This window comes from Pedobacter zeae, assembly GCF_014196715.1.
Classification (GTDB): Bacteria; Bacteroidota; Bacteroidia; order Sphingobacteriales; family Sphingobacteriaceae; genus Pedobacter; species Pedobacter zeae.
On record NZ_JACIEF010000001.1, the window covers coordinates 1,002,968 to 1,017,549 of the forward strand.

Here is a 14,582-nt window from a genome sequence, read left to right on the forward strand (position 1 = left end):
CCTTTTAGGTCTTTTAAGACCTAAAAGGCTTTATTATTTTACCCCAAGGCCTGCGCTAAATCGGCAATAATATCATCTATATGCTCTAATCCTACAGAAATACGGAGCAGGTTTTTAGGTGTTTTACTATCCGGTCCCTCAACCGAATAGCGGTGTTCAATCAGGCTTTCCACGCCGCCTAAACTGGTTGCCTGTGCAAATAATTTAACTTTATTAACCACTTTGTGAGCGGTTTCAACATTGCCCTTAACTAAAAACGACATCATTCCACTAAAATCCTTCATCTGTTTTTTTGCTATTTCGTGCTGAGGGTGACTTTCCAGCCCGGGATAAAAAACAGCTTCTACATTCGGATGCCCATTTAAATAATCTGCTACAATCTTTCCGTTTTCAGAATGTCCTTTCATGCGGTAGGCCAGGGTTTTTATGCTGCGGGTGAGTAAAAAGCAATCGAAAGGCGATGGTACCGCACCACCAGTTTGCTGGATGTTTTTGATTTTTTCCCACAGCTCATCTTTTTTAGCAGTTACCAGGATTCCACCGAGTATATCACTGTGGCCGCCCAGGTATTTTGTACTGCTGTGCATTACTATATCAGCACCCAATAAAATTGGATTCTGTAAAATAGGAGAGGCAAAGGTACTATCGCATACCAGCGGAATATTTTTAGCTTTGGCAATTTTGGCTATTTCTTCAATATCTGTGATTTTTAATAGTGGATTCGATGGCGTTTCAATCCAGATTAACTGTGTATTGGGCTTTATGCTACGCTGTATCAGATTTAAATCGGTCTGGTCAATAAAATCGAATTCCAAATGCTCATTAAAGATCGTGAGCAATTGTTTTTTAATTCCCCAGTACATATCATCAGGAGCTATGATGTGGCTGCCGGGCTTTAAGGCCTGAAACACGGCCAGGCCGCAGGTATTGCCCGAAGAAAAAGCAGCTGCATCTTCACCATATTCTAATTTGGCTACAGTGTTTTCTAAAGCAGACCGGTTTGGATTGCTTACCCTACTGTACATGTGACCGCCCGGGTAACCGCCATCTTCGCCCCGAAAAAAAGTTGTGCTTAAGTTAAGCGGTGGCGTAACATCGCCTGTGGCTGTTTTTACAAGATTAGAGGCGTGGATAGCAAGGGTTTCGGGTTTCATAACAATTGATAGTGATACAGGTATTATTGGGAGATAATTTAATAATTTGCTGCTAATTTAAGGTTCGTAATCGTTTTGGCAAGATTTATGTAACAAGTTCGTCGAAATTTAATTAAACAAAAAATGAAAAGATTATTTATAGCTATCGCAATAGCATGTTCTACTTTAGTAATGTTACAAAGCTGCAACACTGCAAAAAGGGTTACTGCCGGTGTTACGGGGAGCAGGGGTACAGTGGTTCGCGACTGGGTAGTAAGTAATGTAGCGCTGGAAGGATTACCTGATGGTGCAGTTCAAGGATTATTTGGCGAAAAATCGTACAAATGTTTTCAGGGCAGTACCTGGCATTTAACCAATAGTGGTAACGGTTCTTATACTTTGCCGGCATCAAGTGCATGTGGTTCGGTAATGCAGACCATTTTCTGGTCGGCAGCACCTAAAGATCAGACTTTCCAGTTTAAAAAAATATACGAGGGCGATAAAGCTAAAAATGTAACTGAAGGTTACCGTTTAGTATTAACTGATCTTTCGAGCACACAAATGATTTTAAAATCGCCAATCGAATTTGGAGGCAGAACTGCAAACATTGTCTTAACTTTTGTGCCTGCAGCAAGATAATATTTAACATTGAAAAACATACCCCAAAGCACTTCTGAAAAGAGGTGCTTTTTTTGTAGCTATACCAATGAATATAGGGTCTGTATGAAGCTAAATTTATTCAGATAGATCGCTCTCCAGTTCCCTGCGTTCCAGTCAAGATGAGGATGGCAGTAAAGTTTTGGAAAATGAAATCACCCGATAGCGATGTTCAGCCGTGGTAATTATCACGGCTGACATTCAAAAATCGCCGTTTGTTACAAGAAAATGATTTTCAAATCGCCTCATTATTGTATTTTTGTTCAAAATAAATCAGGAATGAATACAACTGAGCAAGTTGAAAAAATATTAGCTGATACCAATTTATCAACTGAATTACAAAACATAGCACACAAAGTTCTTCACGGAGAGCGGATTACCTTTGATGAAGGCGTATATCTTTACGAACATGCCGAACTGGGCTACCTTGGTATTCTTGCCAATTATATCCGCGAGAAAAAACACGGTGATAAAACTTATTTCAATCGTAATTTCCACTTGGAACCAACCAATCTTTGTGTTTACGACTGTAAATTCTGCTCTTATTCGCGTTTAATCAAACAAAAAGAAGAGGGCTGGGCATTAACCATGGAGCAGATGCTCGATATAGTTAAAAAATACGATGGGGAGCCGGTAACCGAAGTACATATTGTTGGCGGTGTTCTTCCACAATACGATGTGGCATTTTATTCTGCACTATTTACGGCCATCAAACAACACCGCCCTGATCTGCATGTAAAGGCATTAACACCGGTAGAATACCACTATATTTTCAAAAAGGCCAAAATTGATTACGCAACAGGCATGCGTTTAATGAAAGAAGCCGGACTGGAATCGATACCGGGTGGTGGTGCAGAGATATTCCATCCCGAGATCAGGGAGCAGATTGCTAAAGATAAATGTACCGGCCAGCAGTGGTTGGATATACACGAAGAATGGCACAAATTGGGTATGCGCAGTAATGCAACCATGCTTTATGGACATATCGAAAAATACTGGCACCGTGTTGATCATATGGAGAAACTGCGCGAACTGCAGGACCGTACCGGTGGTTTTCAGACCTTTATTCCTTTAAAATTCAGGAACCAGCACAACCAGATGAGCCACGTGCCCGAATCGTCGGTGGTTGAAGATTTAAGAAATTATGCCATTGCCCGTATCTATATGGATAACTTCGACCATATTAAAGCCTATTGGGCAATGATCAGTCGCGAAACAGCCCAGTTATCCCTGAATTATGGTGTTGATGATATAGATGGCACTTTAGACGATACCACAAAAATATACTCTATGGCCGGTGCAGAAGAACAAACACCTGCAATGAGCACTAAAGAATTGGTTAATCTGATTAAACAGGTGGGCAGAAAGGCAATTGAGCGCGATACCTTATACAACGTGGTTACTGATTTCGAGAACGTTGTTTTCGAGGAAGAGAAGAAACCACAGTACTATAAATTACCAGTGGTGAATTAGTGGTAGGATATTGAATGATTGAACAAGCATATTGAGCGTTAAATTTAACATTCAATCATTCAAAAATTCCTCATCCGATAGTGAATTAGATGAAAGAAATATACATTATACGCCACGGCGAAACGGAACTTAACAGGCAGGGAATCGTACAGGGCAGGGGAATAAATTCTGACTTAAATGCTTTAGGAAGGGCGCAGGCTGAGGCTTTTTATCAAACCTATAAAGATATTCCTTTTGATAAGATTTACACCTCAGATTTAAAACGTACCTGGCAAACCGTTCAAAAATTTATTGATTCAGGACTACCATGGGAAAGGCTTTCGGGATTGGATGAATTGGCCTGGGGTATCTGGGAAGGAAAGCCAAATACTGAAAGTGCACGTGAGGCTTTCCGTGAGATGTTACAGAGTTGGGAAAATGGGAATTATACCGCTCATTTCGAAGGTGGCGAAAGCGTTCAGGATGTGTACGAACGTTTAAAACATCCCATGGAAATTTTAATGACCAGGCCTGAGGAAAAAACAGTGCTGCTTTGTATGCATGGCAGGGCAATGCGTGTTTTCCTGTGCTTGCTGTTAGGTAAACCTTTGAGCGAAATGATTGAATTCCCTCATCAGAATACGGTGCTTTATAAAATGGGTTTCGAAGATGGGAAATTTACGGTTCTTGAATTTAACAGTGCCGTCCATTTAGACGGAATAGTAATTGAATAATTTTCTCAGTTCGTTATCCTGAACTTGTTTTAGGATCTGTTAAGATAGATGCTGAAATAAATTCAGCATGACGGCAACAATTAAAAATAGCATAACACCTTGAATAAGATTAAAATATCAGCTGTTGCTTACACCAACACTAAAGCTTTTATATACGGATTAACGCATTCAGATATTATCAATAAAATTGATTTAAGTTTAGATATTCCTTCAGATTGTGCGGCGAAAGTAATTAGCAATCAGGTAGATATAGGTTTGATGCCTGTGGCAGCTATTCCCTATGTGCCCAACGCCAATATTGTAGCCGATTATTGTATTGGGAGCGATGGCGCGGTAAATTCAGTATTTATTTTTAGCCATGTACCGGTGAATGAAATTAAAACCCTGCGTTTAGATGCACATTCCAGAACCTCAAATAACCTGGCTAAGGTATTGCTCAAATTTCATTGGGAGCAGGAGGTATCATTTACTACCGATCAAAATGAGGAAACTGACGCTTTTGTATTAATTGGCGACAGAACTTTCGGTAAAAAAGAAGATTTTGCTTACGCTTACGATATGGGCGAGGAATGGAAAAATTTTACCGGATTGCCCTTTATGTATGCCGCCTGGGTGGCCAATAAAGAAATTCCGCAGGCGTTTAAAGATGAATTTAATGCTGCGTTAAAATTTGGTTTAGATCACCGTAAGGAAGTTTTACAGGAGTTGCCGGCATTGCCAAACTTCGACCTGGATGACTATTTGTACCACAAATTGCAATTTGAGGTAACAGACGACCGTAAAAAAGCGTTGAAGCTGTTTTTAAGCTATATAGAAGAACTGGAAAAAGTTAGTTTGTAATTCCAAAAGCAATCTCGTCAGATTGCTTTTTTGTTATTATTATGCCGAACCTTTTCAGCATCTTAATTGCGAGGTAAAAAGTGCTCATTTATTGTTTTTATGTTTAATTGAGTCTATAAAATAGATATTTCTTTAATATTTTACTTTTGTAGGTTTTATAAGCATGTCTTTTTTGACAATTATCGCAAGCACAGTCGTCTGCCGGATGTGTGCAATGACAGCCCTTTGCACAGCCATCTGAATGTCTATTATATAATATGGTTATTTCCCATTGATTTGGTGTTCTCATTACTACAATTTTTAGTTAATCGGCTCAATATATATTTGTTTCCCCCAAAGCTGTAAATCTGCAACCGGTAGGTAAGGATGTTCAAAAAGCAAGTCAATTTCTTTCCTTATTTCCCGGATGGCATTTATATCTGTTGTTCTGATTCGGGTTTCATGATTAAAGTGAGTACCACTCTGGGTAAAGTTTAATGAACCCATATATGCTATCTGGTCATCAATTAAGTAAATTTTACTATGAATTAAAGATGTTTTTTCGTTAGCTATGTATACTTTAAATGGAAACAACTGTGTATAATAATAAGAGTAAATCTGCAGTTTTCTTATTTTGGCTTTGTATAATCTTTGGATTAAAAAAATGATAATAATAGGCGTAAAACCAAAAAACACATTAACATCCCTGAAATAATAGGCCATGATAATTAATAGTGCTATTAAACTAAAGCCAATGTAAGAAAGACGGTTTGTAAAATTGATCCACTTGTCTCTGATTCTTTGTTTCTGAATGTCCGTATTTCGATTTTGAATAATCAGTTTATAGATATTTTTTTCACGATAGCCATAAAAATCTTCTATGTTATTTGTCGTAATTAATTTGATATCAATGTTGTTGTCTTTTAGATAGATCAACTCTGAAATCAAATAAGGAGATAAAAAAGGGGAAACTATCTTAACTGAACGCTTCGCAGCTTTCATATCATTTATAAGCTTCTTGCCAGCTCCGCTTCCAATATAGATATCACAAAGGGCGTTATTGTAAAACATATCAAAATGAGGGATAGTTTGATCAGATTAATTATTTACAGCCCTCGAAAATAAATTTAAGAAAATTTACTTGATTTGTGATCTTAGAAATAAGCCCTTGTTCATAAACCTGATTGAAGCGGTAGCTCCCGATTGAAAAGAGGGACTACAAGCAAAAAGCAGGACCGCAGCCCCCGAAATGTTCAGGACCTTTCATTTCCAAAAAATGGTTAACCGCTTAATTGTATAAACCGGTAATTGGAACAGACGGGGTAATGCCTAGATGGGCTGACTGTGATATCTTACGGTTAACCTATTAACCTTTCCATTTTAAACAATTTCTCAATTTTTCAACAAAACAGCCACAGAATGCTTATTCGTATTATCTTTATGGCTTTTGTAAATTAATTTCAGTTTTGGCTAAAGACACGAATAAAGAAACCCCGTTAATGCAACAATACAACGCCATTAAAGCGAAGTATCCGGGTGCACTTTTACTATTTAGGGTTGGCGATTTTTATGAAACCTTTGGCGAAGATGCCATTAAAACGGCACAGATTTTAGGTATAGTGCTCACCCGAAGGGGTACAGGGCCTAATGGTGGTGCTTTGGAATTGGCAGGTTTTCCGCATCACTCACTGGATAATTATCTTTCTAAACTGGTTAGGGCGGGGCAGCGGGTGGCCATATGCGATCAGCTCGAAGATCCTAAAGCAACTAAAACTATTGTTAAACGTGGTGTAACCGAGTTGGTTACCCCGGGTGTAGCCTATGGCGATAATATTGTTAATCAGAAATCGAACAATTTTCTGGCCTGCGTTTTCTTTGATAAAACGCAGTTGGGCATTTCATTTTTAGATATTTCAACCGGCGAATTTTTAATTGCACAAGGTAATAGTGATTATATTGATAAACTTTTACAGGGTTTTAAGCCTACAGAGGTGATTTTTCAAAAATCTAAGCGACAAGCCTTTACTGAAAACTTTGGCGACCGTTTTTATACTTTTGGGTTAGACGAATGGCCTTTTACTGCCGATTTCGGTAACGAAACCTTGATGAAACACTTTGAGGTTTCATCTTTAAAAGGTTTTGGGGTGGAGCGCTTGCAGAGTGGAATCGTTGCAGCCGGGGTGATTTTACATTATTTGGGCGAAACTGAGCACCGTAACCTGCAGCACATCAGTTCGATAAGCCGCATTGAGGAAGACCGCTATATGTGGCTAGACCGCTTTACCATCCGTAACCTGGAGCTGGTGAATTCGCCAAATGATAATGCGGTAACCCTTTTTGATATTTTGGATCATACCTGTACCCCAATGGGTGCGCGTTTGCTGCAAAAATGGATCATCATGCCTTTAAAAGAGCTTAAACCCATCCAGGAACGCCTTGGGATGGTAGAGTATTTTGTTGGTCATGAAGAACTGCAGGGTGAATTTTTAAATAATATTAAACAGATCGGCGATTTAGAGCGGCTGATCTCAAAAGTAGGTTTGCAGCGGGTTGGGCCAAGGGAACTCGTGGCCTTAAAGCGCGCATTGTACCACATCGAAGCCGTTAAAAAATTAGCAGCTGATTCTAAAAATCCGTTCCTGATTAAAATAGCAGATCAGTTGAACCCCTGTTTAGCGATCAGGGAAAGAATTGAGCGGGAATTGCAGGCCGAGCCACCAGCTTTGCTGATTAAAGGGAATGTAATCGCCGACGGTGTTGATGAAGAATTAGACCGTTTGCGTAAAATTGCATTCGGGGGGAAAGATTACCTGGTGCAGATCCAGAAACGTGAATCGGAAGCTACCGGTATCCCGTCCTTAAAAATAGCTTTTAATAATGTTTTTGGATATTATTTAGAGGTTACCCATACCCATAAGGATAAAGTGCCGGAGGGATGGATCCGCAAACAAACGCTGGTAAATGCCGAACGTTATATTACGCCTGAGCTTAAAGAATATGAAGACCAGATTTTAGGTGCTGAAGAGAAAATCCAAGCCATTGAAATCAGGCTATATAACGAACTGATGTACGAAACAGCCAGTTACATCAAACCCATACAACTCAATTCTTTTTTAATTGCCCAGCTGGATTGTTTATTGTGCTTTGCACAACTGGCTGCTAAAAACCACTATAACAAACCAAAAGTTACCGAAAATAAGGTGCTTGATATTAAAGGCGGACGGCACCCGGTAATTGAAAAACAGTTGCCTGTGGGGCAGGAGTACATCACGAATGATGTTTACCTGGATACCGATAGCCAGCAGATTATTATGATCACCGGCCCCAACATGGCGGGTAAATCGGCTATTCTAAGGCAAACAGCCTTAATCGTGCTGATGGCGCAAATGGGTTCGTTTGTACCTGCAAAAGATGCTGAAGTGGGCTTGGTAGATAAGATTTTTACCCGCGTAGGCGCTTCTGATAATATCTCGTCAGGAGAAAGTACCTTCATGGTGGAAATGAATGAAACTGCCAGTATTCTAAACAATATTTCGGATAACAGTTTAATTTTATTGGATGAAATTGGCCGCGGAACAAGTACCTACGATGGTATTTCTATTGCCTGGGCCATCGCAGAGTTTTTGCACCAACATCCTACATCCCGACCGAAAACGCTTTTTGCTACCCACTATCATGAACTGAACGAGCTGGCCAACACCATGCCGCGCATTAAAAACTTTAATGTTTCGGTAAAGGAGATGGCCAATAAAGTTATCTTTTTACGTAAACTGGTTCCGGGCGGAAGTGAACATAGTTTTGGTATACACGTAGCTAAAATGGCAGGTATGCCACCAAAACTGATCGGCCGTGCCAATGAAATACTGAAAAAACTGGAAATAGACCGTACAGAAGGACAAAGTATAAAAGACAGCATCAAAAAAGTACAGAATCAGGCTTATCAGTTACAGATGTTTGCTATTGACGATCCTATCCTGGTGAAAATCCGCGATACCCTGAACAATCTGGATGTAAATGCATTAACGCCTGTAGAAGCACTGCTGAAACTCGATGAAATACAAAGATTGATCAAAAATTAGAAAGGTTGTAGGACGTAGGATTTAAGGCATAAGGTTTTAAATCTTACCACATACAACGATTATACTATACGATGGAAAGAACCTTAAACCTTACGCCTTTTACCTTACGCCTCCAAAGGAATATATTCTTTTTAATAGTAATTGTATTCTTCATTTCATCATGCGGAACAAGAAAATATACCGTTAAAAGTGATACCAAAGCCTCGAAAGCGGCCGATGCCATGGCCAATTTAAAAAGCAAATCGCTTTACCGCTTTATTACCGATTGGACGGGAGTGAAGTACCGTTTCGGAGGTTTGGATAAGGGAGGGGTTGACTGCTCCGGCTTTGCTTATCTGTTGGAAAAGGAAATTTACGGGATAACATTACCGCGCATCTCACGCGATCAGGCCAATGTAATCCGCAAGAAAGATATTGATCAGTTAAAGGAGGGAGACCTGGTGTTTTTCTCTTTTGGCGGTAATGATGTTGATCATGTAGGTGTTTACCTCAATAATGGCTTTTTTGTACATGCCAGCACTACCAGAGGGGTTATTGTTGATGACCTGAGTTTACCTGCCTATCAGCGGGTACTGGTTAAATCGGGATCGGTTAATTAATATTTGTTTGTTCATGTCATTCTGAATGTAATGAAGAATCTTTCCTTTTAGAGTAAATTAGAGTAAAGAAAAGATTCTTCGCTTTGCTATCAATGATGCTATTTTGTAATCGCCTATTAATGAGTGAACTGTGGTGTTGTGTATTTCCGTGTAGCTAGGCCATAGCACAGTACCCCCGTTCTACTTAAAACCGGCCTAATAAATTTTTCGGGCTGCACTGCCCTGTCCGGCTAGGACTAATAAAACACCCCGTCCTGCGGACACCCCTCTGAAAGAGGGGAATTGCCTATCGCACAAGACCAATAATTAAATGTCACTTATATTGATTTTTATACAATAAATTATCCCTCAGAATGACAAAGAATAATAAAACAAATCTTTTCATTTTTCGTTATCTCTCTATGCGTATATTTTTTTTAATCTGCTTATCTTTAATAAGTTATTCCGTAAGTGCGCAGGTAAAACTGCTTACACTTGATGAGCTGGATAAACGCCTGGCTGCCGGAAAAGATACTACGTATGTTGTTAACTTCTGGGCCACCTGGTGTTCGCCGTGTGTAGCGGAGTTGCCGAATTTTGAGAAATTGCGGCTGTCCAATTTAAAAAAACCGGTTAAGGTGCTTTTGGTAAGCTTGGATTTTAAATCGAAACTGCAAAAAGAAGTAATTCCTTTTGTCGCTAAAAACCAGGTCAGGGCAGAGGTATTTCTTTTAAATGAGCCCGACCAGCAAAAATATATCGAAAGGATAGATCCTAAATGGACGGGTGCTATACCTGCAACCTTATTTGTAAAGCAGAAAACCCGGCGGTTTTACGAACAGGAATTTACAGAGAAACAACTTGAAAATACTTTGTTAAACTTTAAATAAACAGCTATGAAACAGTTATTTCTAATGGGTTTGATGTTAATTTCGCTGGGTGTCAGTGCACAAAGCGAAGGGTATAAAGTTGGTGATGTAGTGAAAGATTTCGCCTTAAAAAATGTAGACAATAAAACAGTCTCAATGGCAGATTACAAAGATGCCAAGGGTTTTATTGTGGTTTTTACCTGTAATACCTGTCCGGTAGCCCAGGCTTATCAGGCCCGGGTAGCCGAACTTAATAGCAGTTTTGCCGCAAAAGGATACCCGGTTATTGCCATTAACCCTAATGATGCGGGAGCTGTTCCGGCCGAAAGTTTTGAAAAAATGCAGGCTTTGGCAGCTGAAAAGAAATTCAATTTCCCTTACTTACTAGACCCCGGTCATGTGGTTACCAAGCAGTTTGGCGCAACCAGAACGCCACATGTTTTTTTGCTGAATAAAACCAATAAAGGTAATGTAGTTGAATACATCGGTGCAATAGATAATGATCCTGAGGAGGCAAATGCGACAAAAATCGAATATGTTAAAAATGCAATAAACGAACTATCCACAGGTAAAAAGCCTACCGTTACCGCAACTAAGGCTGTGGGTTGTACCATCAAATGGAAAAAGGGTTAAACATAGCTTAACCACCATTGCCGGTGTGTTTCTTTGTATCTTTTAAACCACCTGCAAGGCCAATAGAGCGATGCCACTACAGCCAGCCAGATTAAATAAACAAGCGGTAAATGGAAACCAAATATTGCAGGCCTGAACATAAAGGGTACCTGAACAATTTCTTTAGTGCCATGTCCTGTAGCAAAAAATACAATAACCAGCAGGGTATGCAGCAGGTAAAAGTGCAATACGTAATAGAAAAACGGAACCGCACCGTATACCGAAGTTACTTTGGTAAACCAATTGTTTACTTTTTCTGTAACTGCCAAAAAGAGCATGGCTGGGCCTAAGGTCATGCATGCATATTGTAAAGAGGGCGGGTATTTGCTTACATTGAAAAAAGCCAGTAAATTCTTGAACAGGTCGTGATATTCCTTTCTCGGAGCAGGATCGCCGTAGATGTTGATCAACCGGAGCGATATAAATACCAGTATGGCAAATAAACCTGCAATGAATAAATTGCGCTGTCTGTGCTCTGCAGCATAATCTTTTTTAAACCAGTAACCAACTCCATAGCCGATAAACATGATACCCGTCCATGGAAGGATGGCGTAAAATACGTAGATGAAGTGCTTGCCTGAAAGCGGGACAACTGTTCCTGATGCTGTAAAAAATACTTTTAATAGTAAACCGCCATCCGGGTCTACGGGAGCAGGAAATAAGTTAAAAAGGTTATGTCCGAAAACGAGCAACAATCCAACAATGAATACTACTTTATAGGATAAGCGACTGAAAATTGCCAAAAAAATCATGCTGGTACCTATAGCCCAGATGACCTGCAGGATAAGAAAGTTATAACCTGGGTTAAAAGTTAGTCCGAAAGTGATTATCACTAATTCTACAAAAATGAGCCACAGCCCCCGCTTTGCTAAAAAAGAACTGGCCGAGCCGGGTGTTTTATGTTGTGCCGATAAATAAGCCGATAAACCTGATAAAAAAACAAAGGTCGGCGCGCAAAAGTGCGTAATCCAGCGGGTAAAAAACAACATACCGGTGGTGGTATCGGGGTTTAAGGGATCGCCTGTCATGGCGCCGATATGAAAAAAATCGCGGGTATGATCCAAAGCCATAATGATCATCACCAGGCCGCGAAGGATATCAATAGATAAAATACGTTTCGATCGTGTAGTTTGTGCTGCATCCATAGCAAGAAGTTTGGTTAATAAAGATACAAATTCCATTGATTTCTACCTGGGTTAGAACTTTGTATTATGGGCGATTTCGCTGTACCGCTAACTCATCAAGAAAATCGATTTAGGAGTATCTTAATTGGCAATTCGAATTTTGATCTTCAAAAAATTATCCTAATATTTGTTAAATGCTAACCGAATATCCTATTAAACAGACCACGTATCAACAATAGCCGGTTAGTGCTCATTAAAGCTAAAAAGACTATACACATCGTAATGAACAGAAGAACATTTATACAAAACACAGGTTTGCTTGGAGCAGGCGTAATGGCTTCCAAATTCTCTTTTGCAGCTAATTTAGCCCCCGGATTTCCTGTTGTACGTGTAGCCGCGGGGAAGAGACATTTCCAGAGCAAGGCAGTAGATAATGCCATTAAAACCTTTCAGGCCAATGTTAAAAACCCTGAACTCGCCTGGTTGTTCGAAAACTGTTTTCCTAATACCTTAGATACAACGGTTTATTATACCGAAAATGGGGGCAGACCCGATACCTATGTAATTACCGGAGACATTGATGCCATGTGGCTACGCGATAGTTCGGCACAGGTTTGGCCTTACCTGCAATTTGTAAACGAAGACGAGCCGTTAAAAAAACTGATTGCCGGTGTAATTATACACCAAACCAAATGCATTCTGAAAGACCCCTATGCCAATGCTTTTTATGGCGATGCCAGCAAAGTAGGAGAATGGAAAACCGATAAAACAGCCATGCAGCCGGGCGTACACGAACGCAAATGGGAAATTGACTCGTTATGTTATCCTATCCGTTTAGCTTACCATTACTGGAAAAAAACCGGCGATAAAACACCTTTCGATGCCGATTGGAAAAAAGGAATTGAAGCCACTTTAAAAACATTTAAAGAGCAACAGCGAAAAACGGATAAAGGACCATACCACTTTCAGCGGGAAACTACACAACCTACCGATTCGTTGCCAATGGCGGGGTATGGATTTCCGGTAAATCCGGTAGGCTTAATTTGTTCGGCTTTCCGCCCGAGTGACGATGCTACCATTTTCCCATTCCTGGTGCCCTCTAATTTCTTTGCTGTATCGAGTTTAAGACAGGCGGCTGAAATGATTAAGGCCTTAAACAGCGACCAGGCCCTCGAAAGCAGTTTGTTAAATCTTGCAGATGAGGTAAATGCTGCCCTTCAGAAACACGCCATTGTAAACCATCCAAAATACGGTAAAATTTATGCTTTTGAGGTGGATGGATTTGGAAGTTCCTACCTAATGGACGATTCTAATGTGCCTAGTTTGTTGGGTTTACCTTATTTGGGCGCTATGAAAATTGAAGATCCCATTTATCAGAATACCCGGAAATTTGCGCTTTCGAAAGATAACCCGTATTTCTTTAAGGGAACTGCAGCAGAAGGAATCGGTGGTCCGCATGCCGGCCAGGATATGATTTGGCCCATGAGCATCACCATGCGGGCATTAACCTCTAAAGACGATGCCGAAATTAAAGCCTGTATAGAAAGTTTACGCAAAACACATGCTGGCAAAGGTTTTATGCACGAATCGTTCCATAAAGATAACCCGGCTAATTTTACCAGGGCCTGGTTTGCCTGGTCGAATACCTTATTTGGTGAGCTCCTCTGGAAAACTTACCACGAGAAACCCGCTTTATTAAAGCCATAATCAGAAAAACCGTGTTGGTGTTGATGGTCTTGTTTAACCTGACAATTGATATAAACACGGTTTTCTTTTGTTCAACACATGCTTAACCTCATTTTAACCTGTAAATTGCAACTTTATACCAATTGTAATATGGCCAGCATTTTTGTAAGCGATAAACTCCCCACTTCAACACTTTTAGAATTAAAGGTTGGCGATTTGATTAATAACAACCAGGACCTGTCCGGTACCATTCAAAAGATTAAAATCAGCGAAACCGATGAATTTTTAATGTTCTGCTTTGTATTGGCCCATGGTGAAATTGAAGTAAAAAAGCTTAAACAGGTTTGTTAGTTATAAAATCGGTCTCGGATCGAAGATCACCTGAAACGATTGGATCTTTTCATCTCTCAGTTTATACCAGCCACAGGCAAAAATCGTTTTGGGCCCCATATTAATGTCGTACCAAAGGCAAACCTCTTCTCCATCTGCAAATACCTTTTTTACATCATATTTGAATTTCATTTTTTTCATGTCCTCGATATAGACATCGGCACCGCTTCTTTCGCCCATAACGCCCTTAAAATGCAGATCATCGTGCAGTTGCTGCCGTGCCAGGTCAAAATCTTCGGCGTTTAGGGCACTTAAAAAATCCTGTACTACAACTTTTGCATTGTGCTCAGTGAATAGTCTGTTACTGTTAAAAGAACTCATAATAATTGCTTTGGAAATAAACATTCAGACATAAAAAAATGTTTCAGCGCATTAGTGAATGGCTTTCA

General features: G+C 40.0%; 14 protein-coding genes. 10 read left to right on the top strand and 4 right to left on the bottom strand.

Annotation, left to right across the window (positions count from 1 at the left end):
* Positions 1-38: 38 nt before the first annotated feature.
* Positions 39-1,154: a trans-sulfuration enzyme family protein gene (locus GGQ60_RS04160; protein ID WP_183760155.1), complete on the bottom strand. Its 1,116-nt coding sequence runs from the start codon at positions 1,152-1,154 to the stop codon at positions 39-41.
* Positions 1,155-1,277: 123 nt separating this feature from the next.
* Between GGQ60_RS04160 and GGQ60_RS04165 the strand changes: the two genes are divergently transcribed.
* The 4 genes from GGQ60_RS04165 (at position 1,278) to GGQ60_RS04180 (ending at position 4,816) form a co-directional block, all read left to right on the top strand.
* On the top strand, positions 1,278-1,772 hold the full coding sequence (locus tag GGQ60_RS04165; protein WP_229685086.1) for a hypothetical protein: 495 nt from the start codon (positions 1,278-1,280) through the stop codon (positions 1,770-1,772).
* Between the two features lie 297 nt (positions 1,773-2,069).
* Complete coding sequence (gene mqnE, locus GGQ60_RS04170; protein ID WP_183760156.1) at positions 2,070-3,263, top strand: aminofutalosine synthase MqnE; 1,194 nt, start codon at positions 2,070-2,072, stop codon at positions 3,261-3,263.
* Positions 3,264-3,352: 89 nt separating this feature from the next.
* Complete coding sequence (locus tag GGQ60_RS04175) at positions 3,353-3,976, top strand: histidine phosphatase family protein (RefSeq protein ID WP_183760158.1); 624 nt, start codon at positions 3,353-3,355, stop codon at positions 3,974-3,976.
* A 99-nt stretch (positions 3,977-4,075) separates the two neighbouring features.
* Positions 4,076-4,816: a menaquinone biosynthetic enzyme MqnA/MqnD family protein gene (locus GGQ60_RS04180; RefSeq protein ID WP_183760160.1), complete on the top strand. Its 741-nt coding sequence runs from the start codon at positions 4,076-4,078 to the stop codon at positions 4,814-4,816.
* A 300-nt stretch (positions 4,817-5,116) separates the two neighbouring features.
* Here GGQ60_RS04180 and GGQ60_RS22875 read toward each other — a convergent pair whose 3' ends face one another.
* The gene (locus tag GGQ60_RS22875; RefSeq protein WP_221235874.1) at positions 5,117-5,866 is read right to left on the bottom strand and encodes a phospholipase D-like domain-containing protein; all 750 of its coding nucleotides are present in this window, start codon (positions 5,864-5,866) and stop codon (positions 5,117-5,119) included.
* A 428-nt stretch (positions 5,867-6,294) separates the two neighbouring features.
* Here GGQ60_RS22875 and mutS point away from each other — a divergent pair, with 428 nt between their 5' ends.
* From mutS to GGQ60_RS04205, 4 genes are all read left to right on the top strand, one after another.
* Complete coding sequence (mutS, locus tag GGQ60_RS04190) at positions 6,295-8,874, top strand: DNA mismatch repair protein MutS (RefSeq protein ID WP_183760162.1); 2,580 nt, start codon at positions 6,295-6,297, stop codon at positions 8,872-8,874.
* A gap of 71 nt (positions 8,875-8,945) precedes the next feature.
* On the top strand, positions 8,946-9,473 hold the full coding sequence (locus GGQ60_RS04195; RefSeq protein WP_183760164.1) for a C40 family peptidase: 528 nt from the start codon (positions 8,946-8,948) through the stop codon (positions 9,471-9,473).
* 401 nt (positions 9,474-9,874) lie between these two features.
* Positions 9,875-10,342 (top strand): TlpA disulfide reductase family protein, encoded by a 468-nt coding sequence (locus tag GGQ60_RS04200; protein WP_183760165.1) that lies wholly within the window; start codon positions 9,875-9,877, stop codon positions 10,340-10,342.
* 6 nt (positions 10,343-10,348) lie between these two features.
* Entirely contained in the window at positions 10,349-10,954 is a 606-nt protein-coding gene (locus GGQ60_RS04205; protein WP_183760167.1) for a thioredoxin family protein, read from the top strand.
* On the opposite strand, the gene GGQ60_RS04210 is transcribed toward GGQ60_RS04205, so the two are convergent.
* Positions 10,951-12,174 (bottom strand): acetyltransferase domain-containing protein, encoded by a 1,224-nt coding sequence (locus GGQ60_RS04210; protein WP_221235876.1) that lies wholly within the window; start codon positions 12,172-12,174, stop codon positions 10,951-10,953. The two genes, GGQ60_RS04205 and GGQ60_RS04210, sit on opposite strands and share 4 nt — an antisense overlap.
* A gap of 225 nt (positions 12,175-12,399) precedes the next feature.
* Here GGQ60_RS04210 and GGQ60_RS04215 point away from each other — a divergent pair, with 225 nt between their 5' ends.
* The gene (locus tag GGQ60_RS04215; RefSeq protein WP_183760169.1) at positions 12,400-13,824 is read left to right on the top strand and encodes a glycoside hydrolase family 125 protein; all 1,425 of its coding nucleotides are present in this window, start codon (positions 12,400-12,402) and stop codon (positions 13,822-13,824) included.
* 78 nt (positions 13,825-13,902) lie between these two features.
* Positions 13,903-14,154: a hypothetical protein gene (locus tag GGQ60_RS04220; protein WP_183760171.1), complete on the top strand. Its 252-nt coding sequence runs from the start codon at positions 13,903-13,905 to the stop codon at positions 14,152-14,154.
* On the opposite strand, the gene GGQ60_RS04225 is transcribed toward GGQ60_RS04220, so the two are convergent.
* Positions 14,155-14,514, bottom strand: a complete 360-nt coding sequence (locus GGQ60_RS04225) for a nuclear transport factor 2 family protein (RefSeq protein ID WP_183760173.1) — start codon at positions 14,512-14,514, stop codon at positions 14,155-14,157.
* Positions 14,515-14,582 lie beyond the last annotated feature (68 nt).

Coding starts and splice junctions, on each gene's coding strand:
- GGQ60_RS04160 (WP_183760155.1), bottom strand. CDS start 1,154: ATGAAACCCGAAACCCTTGCTATCCACGCCTCTAATCTTGTAAAAACA.
- GGQ60_RS04165 (WP_229685086.1), top strand. CDS start 1,278: ATGAAAAGATTATTTATAGCTATCGCAATAGCATGTTCTACTTTAGTA.
- mqnE (WP_183760156.1), top strand. CDS start 2,070: ATGAATACAACTGAGCAAGTTGAAAAAATATTAGCTGATACCAATTTA.
- GGQ60_RS04175 (WP_183760158.1), top strand. CDS start 3,353: ATGAAAGAAATATACATTATACGCCACGGCGAAACGGAACTTAACAGG.
- GGQ60_RS22875 (WP_221235874.1), bottom strand. CDS start 5,866: ATGTTTTACAATAACGCCCTTTGTGATATCTATATTGGAAGCGGAGCT.
- mutS (WP_183760162.1), top strand. CDS start 6,295: ATGCAACAATACAACGCCATTAAAGCGAAGTATCCGGGTGCACTTTTA.
- GGQ60_RS04195 (WP_183760164.1), top strand. CDS start 8,946: ATGGAAAGAACCTTAAACCTTACGCCTTTTACCTTACGCCTCCAAAGG.
- GGQ60_RS04200 (WP_183760165.1), top strand. CDS start 9,875: ATGCGTATATTTTTTTTAATCTGCTTATCTTTAATAAGTTATTCCGTA.
- GGQ60_RS04205 (WP_183760167.1), top strand. CDS start 10,349: ATGAAACAGTTATTTCTAATGGGTTTGATGTTAATTTCGCTGGGTGTC.
- GGQ60_RS04210 (WP_221235876.1), bottom strand. CDS start 12,174: ATGGAATTTGTATCTTTATTAACCAAACTTCTTGCTATGGATGCAGCA.
- GGQ60_RS04215 (WP_183760169.1), top strand. CDS start 12,400: ATGAACAGAAGAACATTTATACAAAACACAGGTTTGCTTGGAGCAGGC.
- GGQ60_RS04220 (WP_183760171.1), top strand. CDS start 13,903: ATGCTTAACCTCATTTTAACCTGTAAATTGCAACTTTATACCAATTGT.
- GGQ60_RS04225 (WP_183760173.1), bottom strand. CDS start 14,514: ATGAGTTCTTTTAACAGTAACAGACTATTCACTGAGCACAATGCAAAA.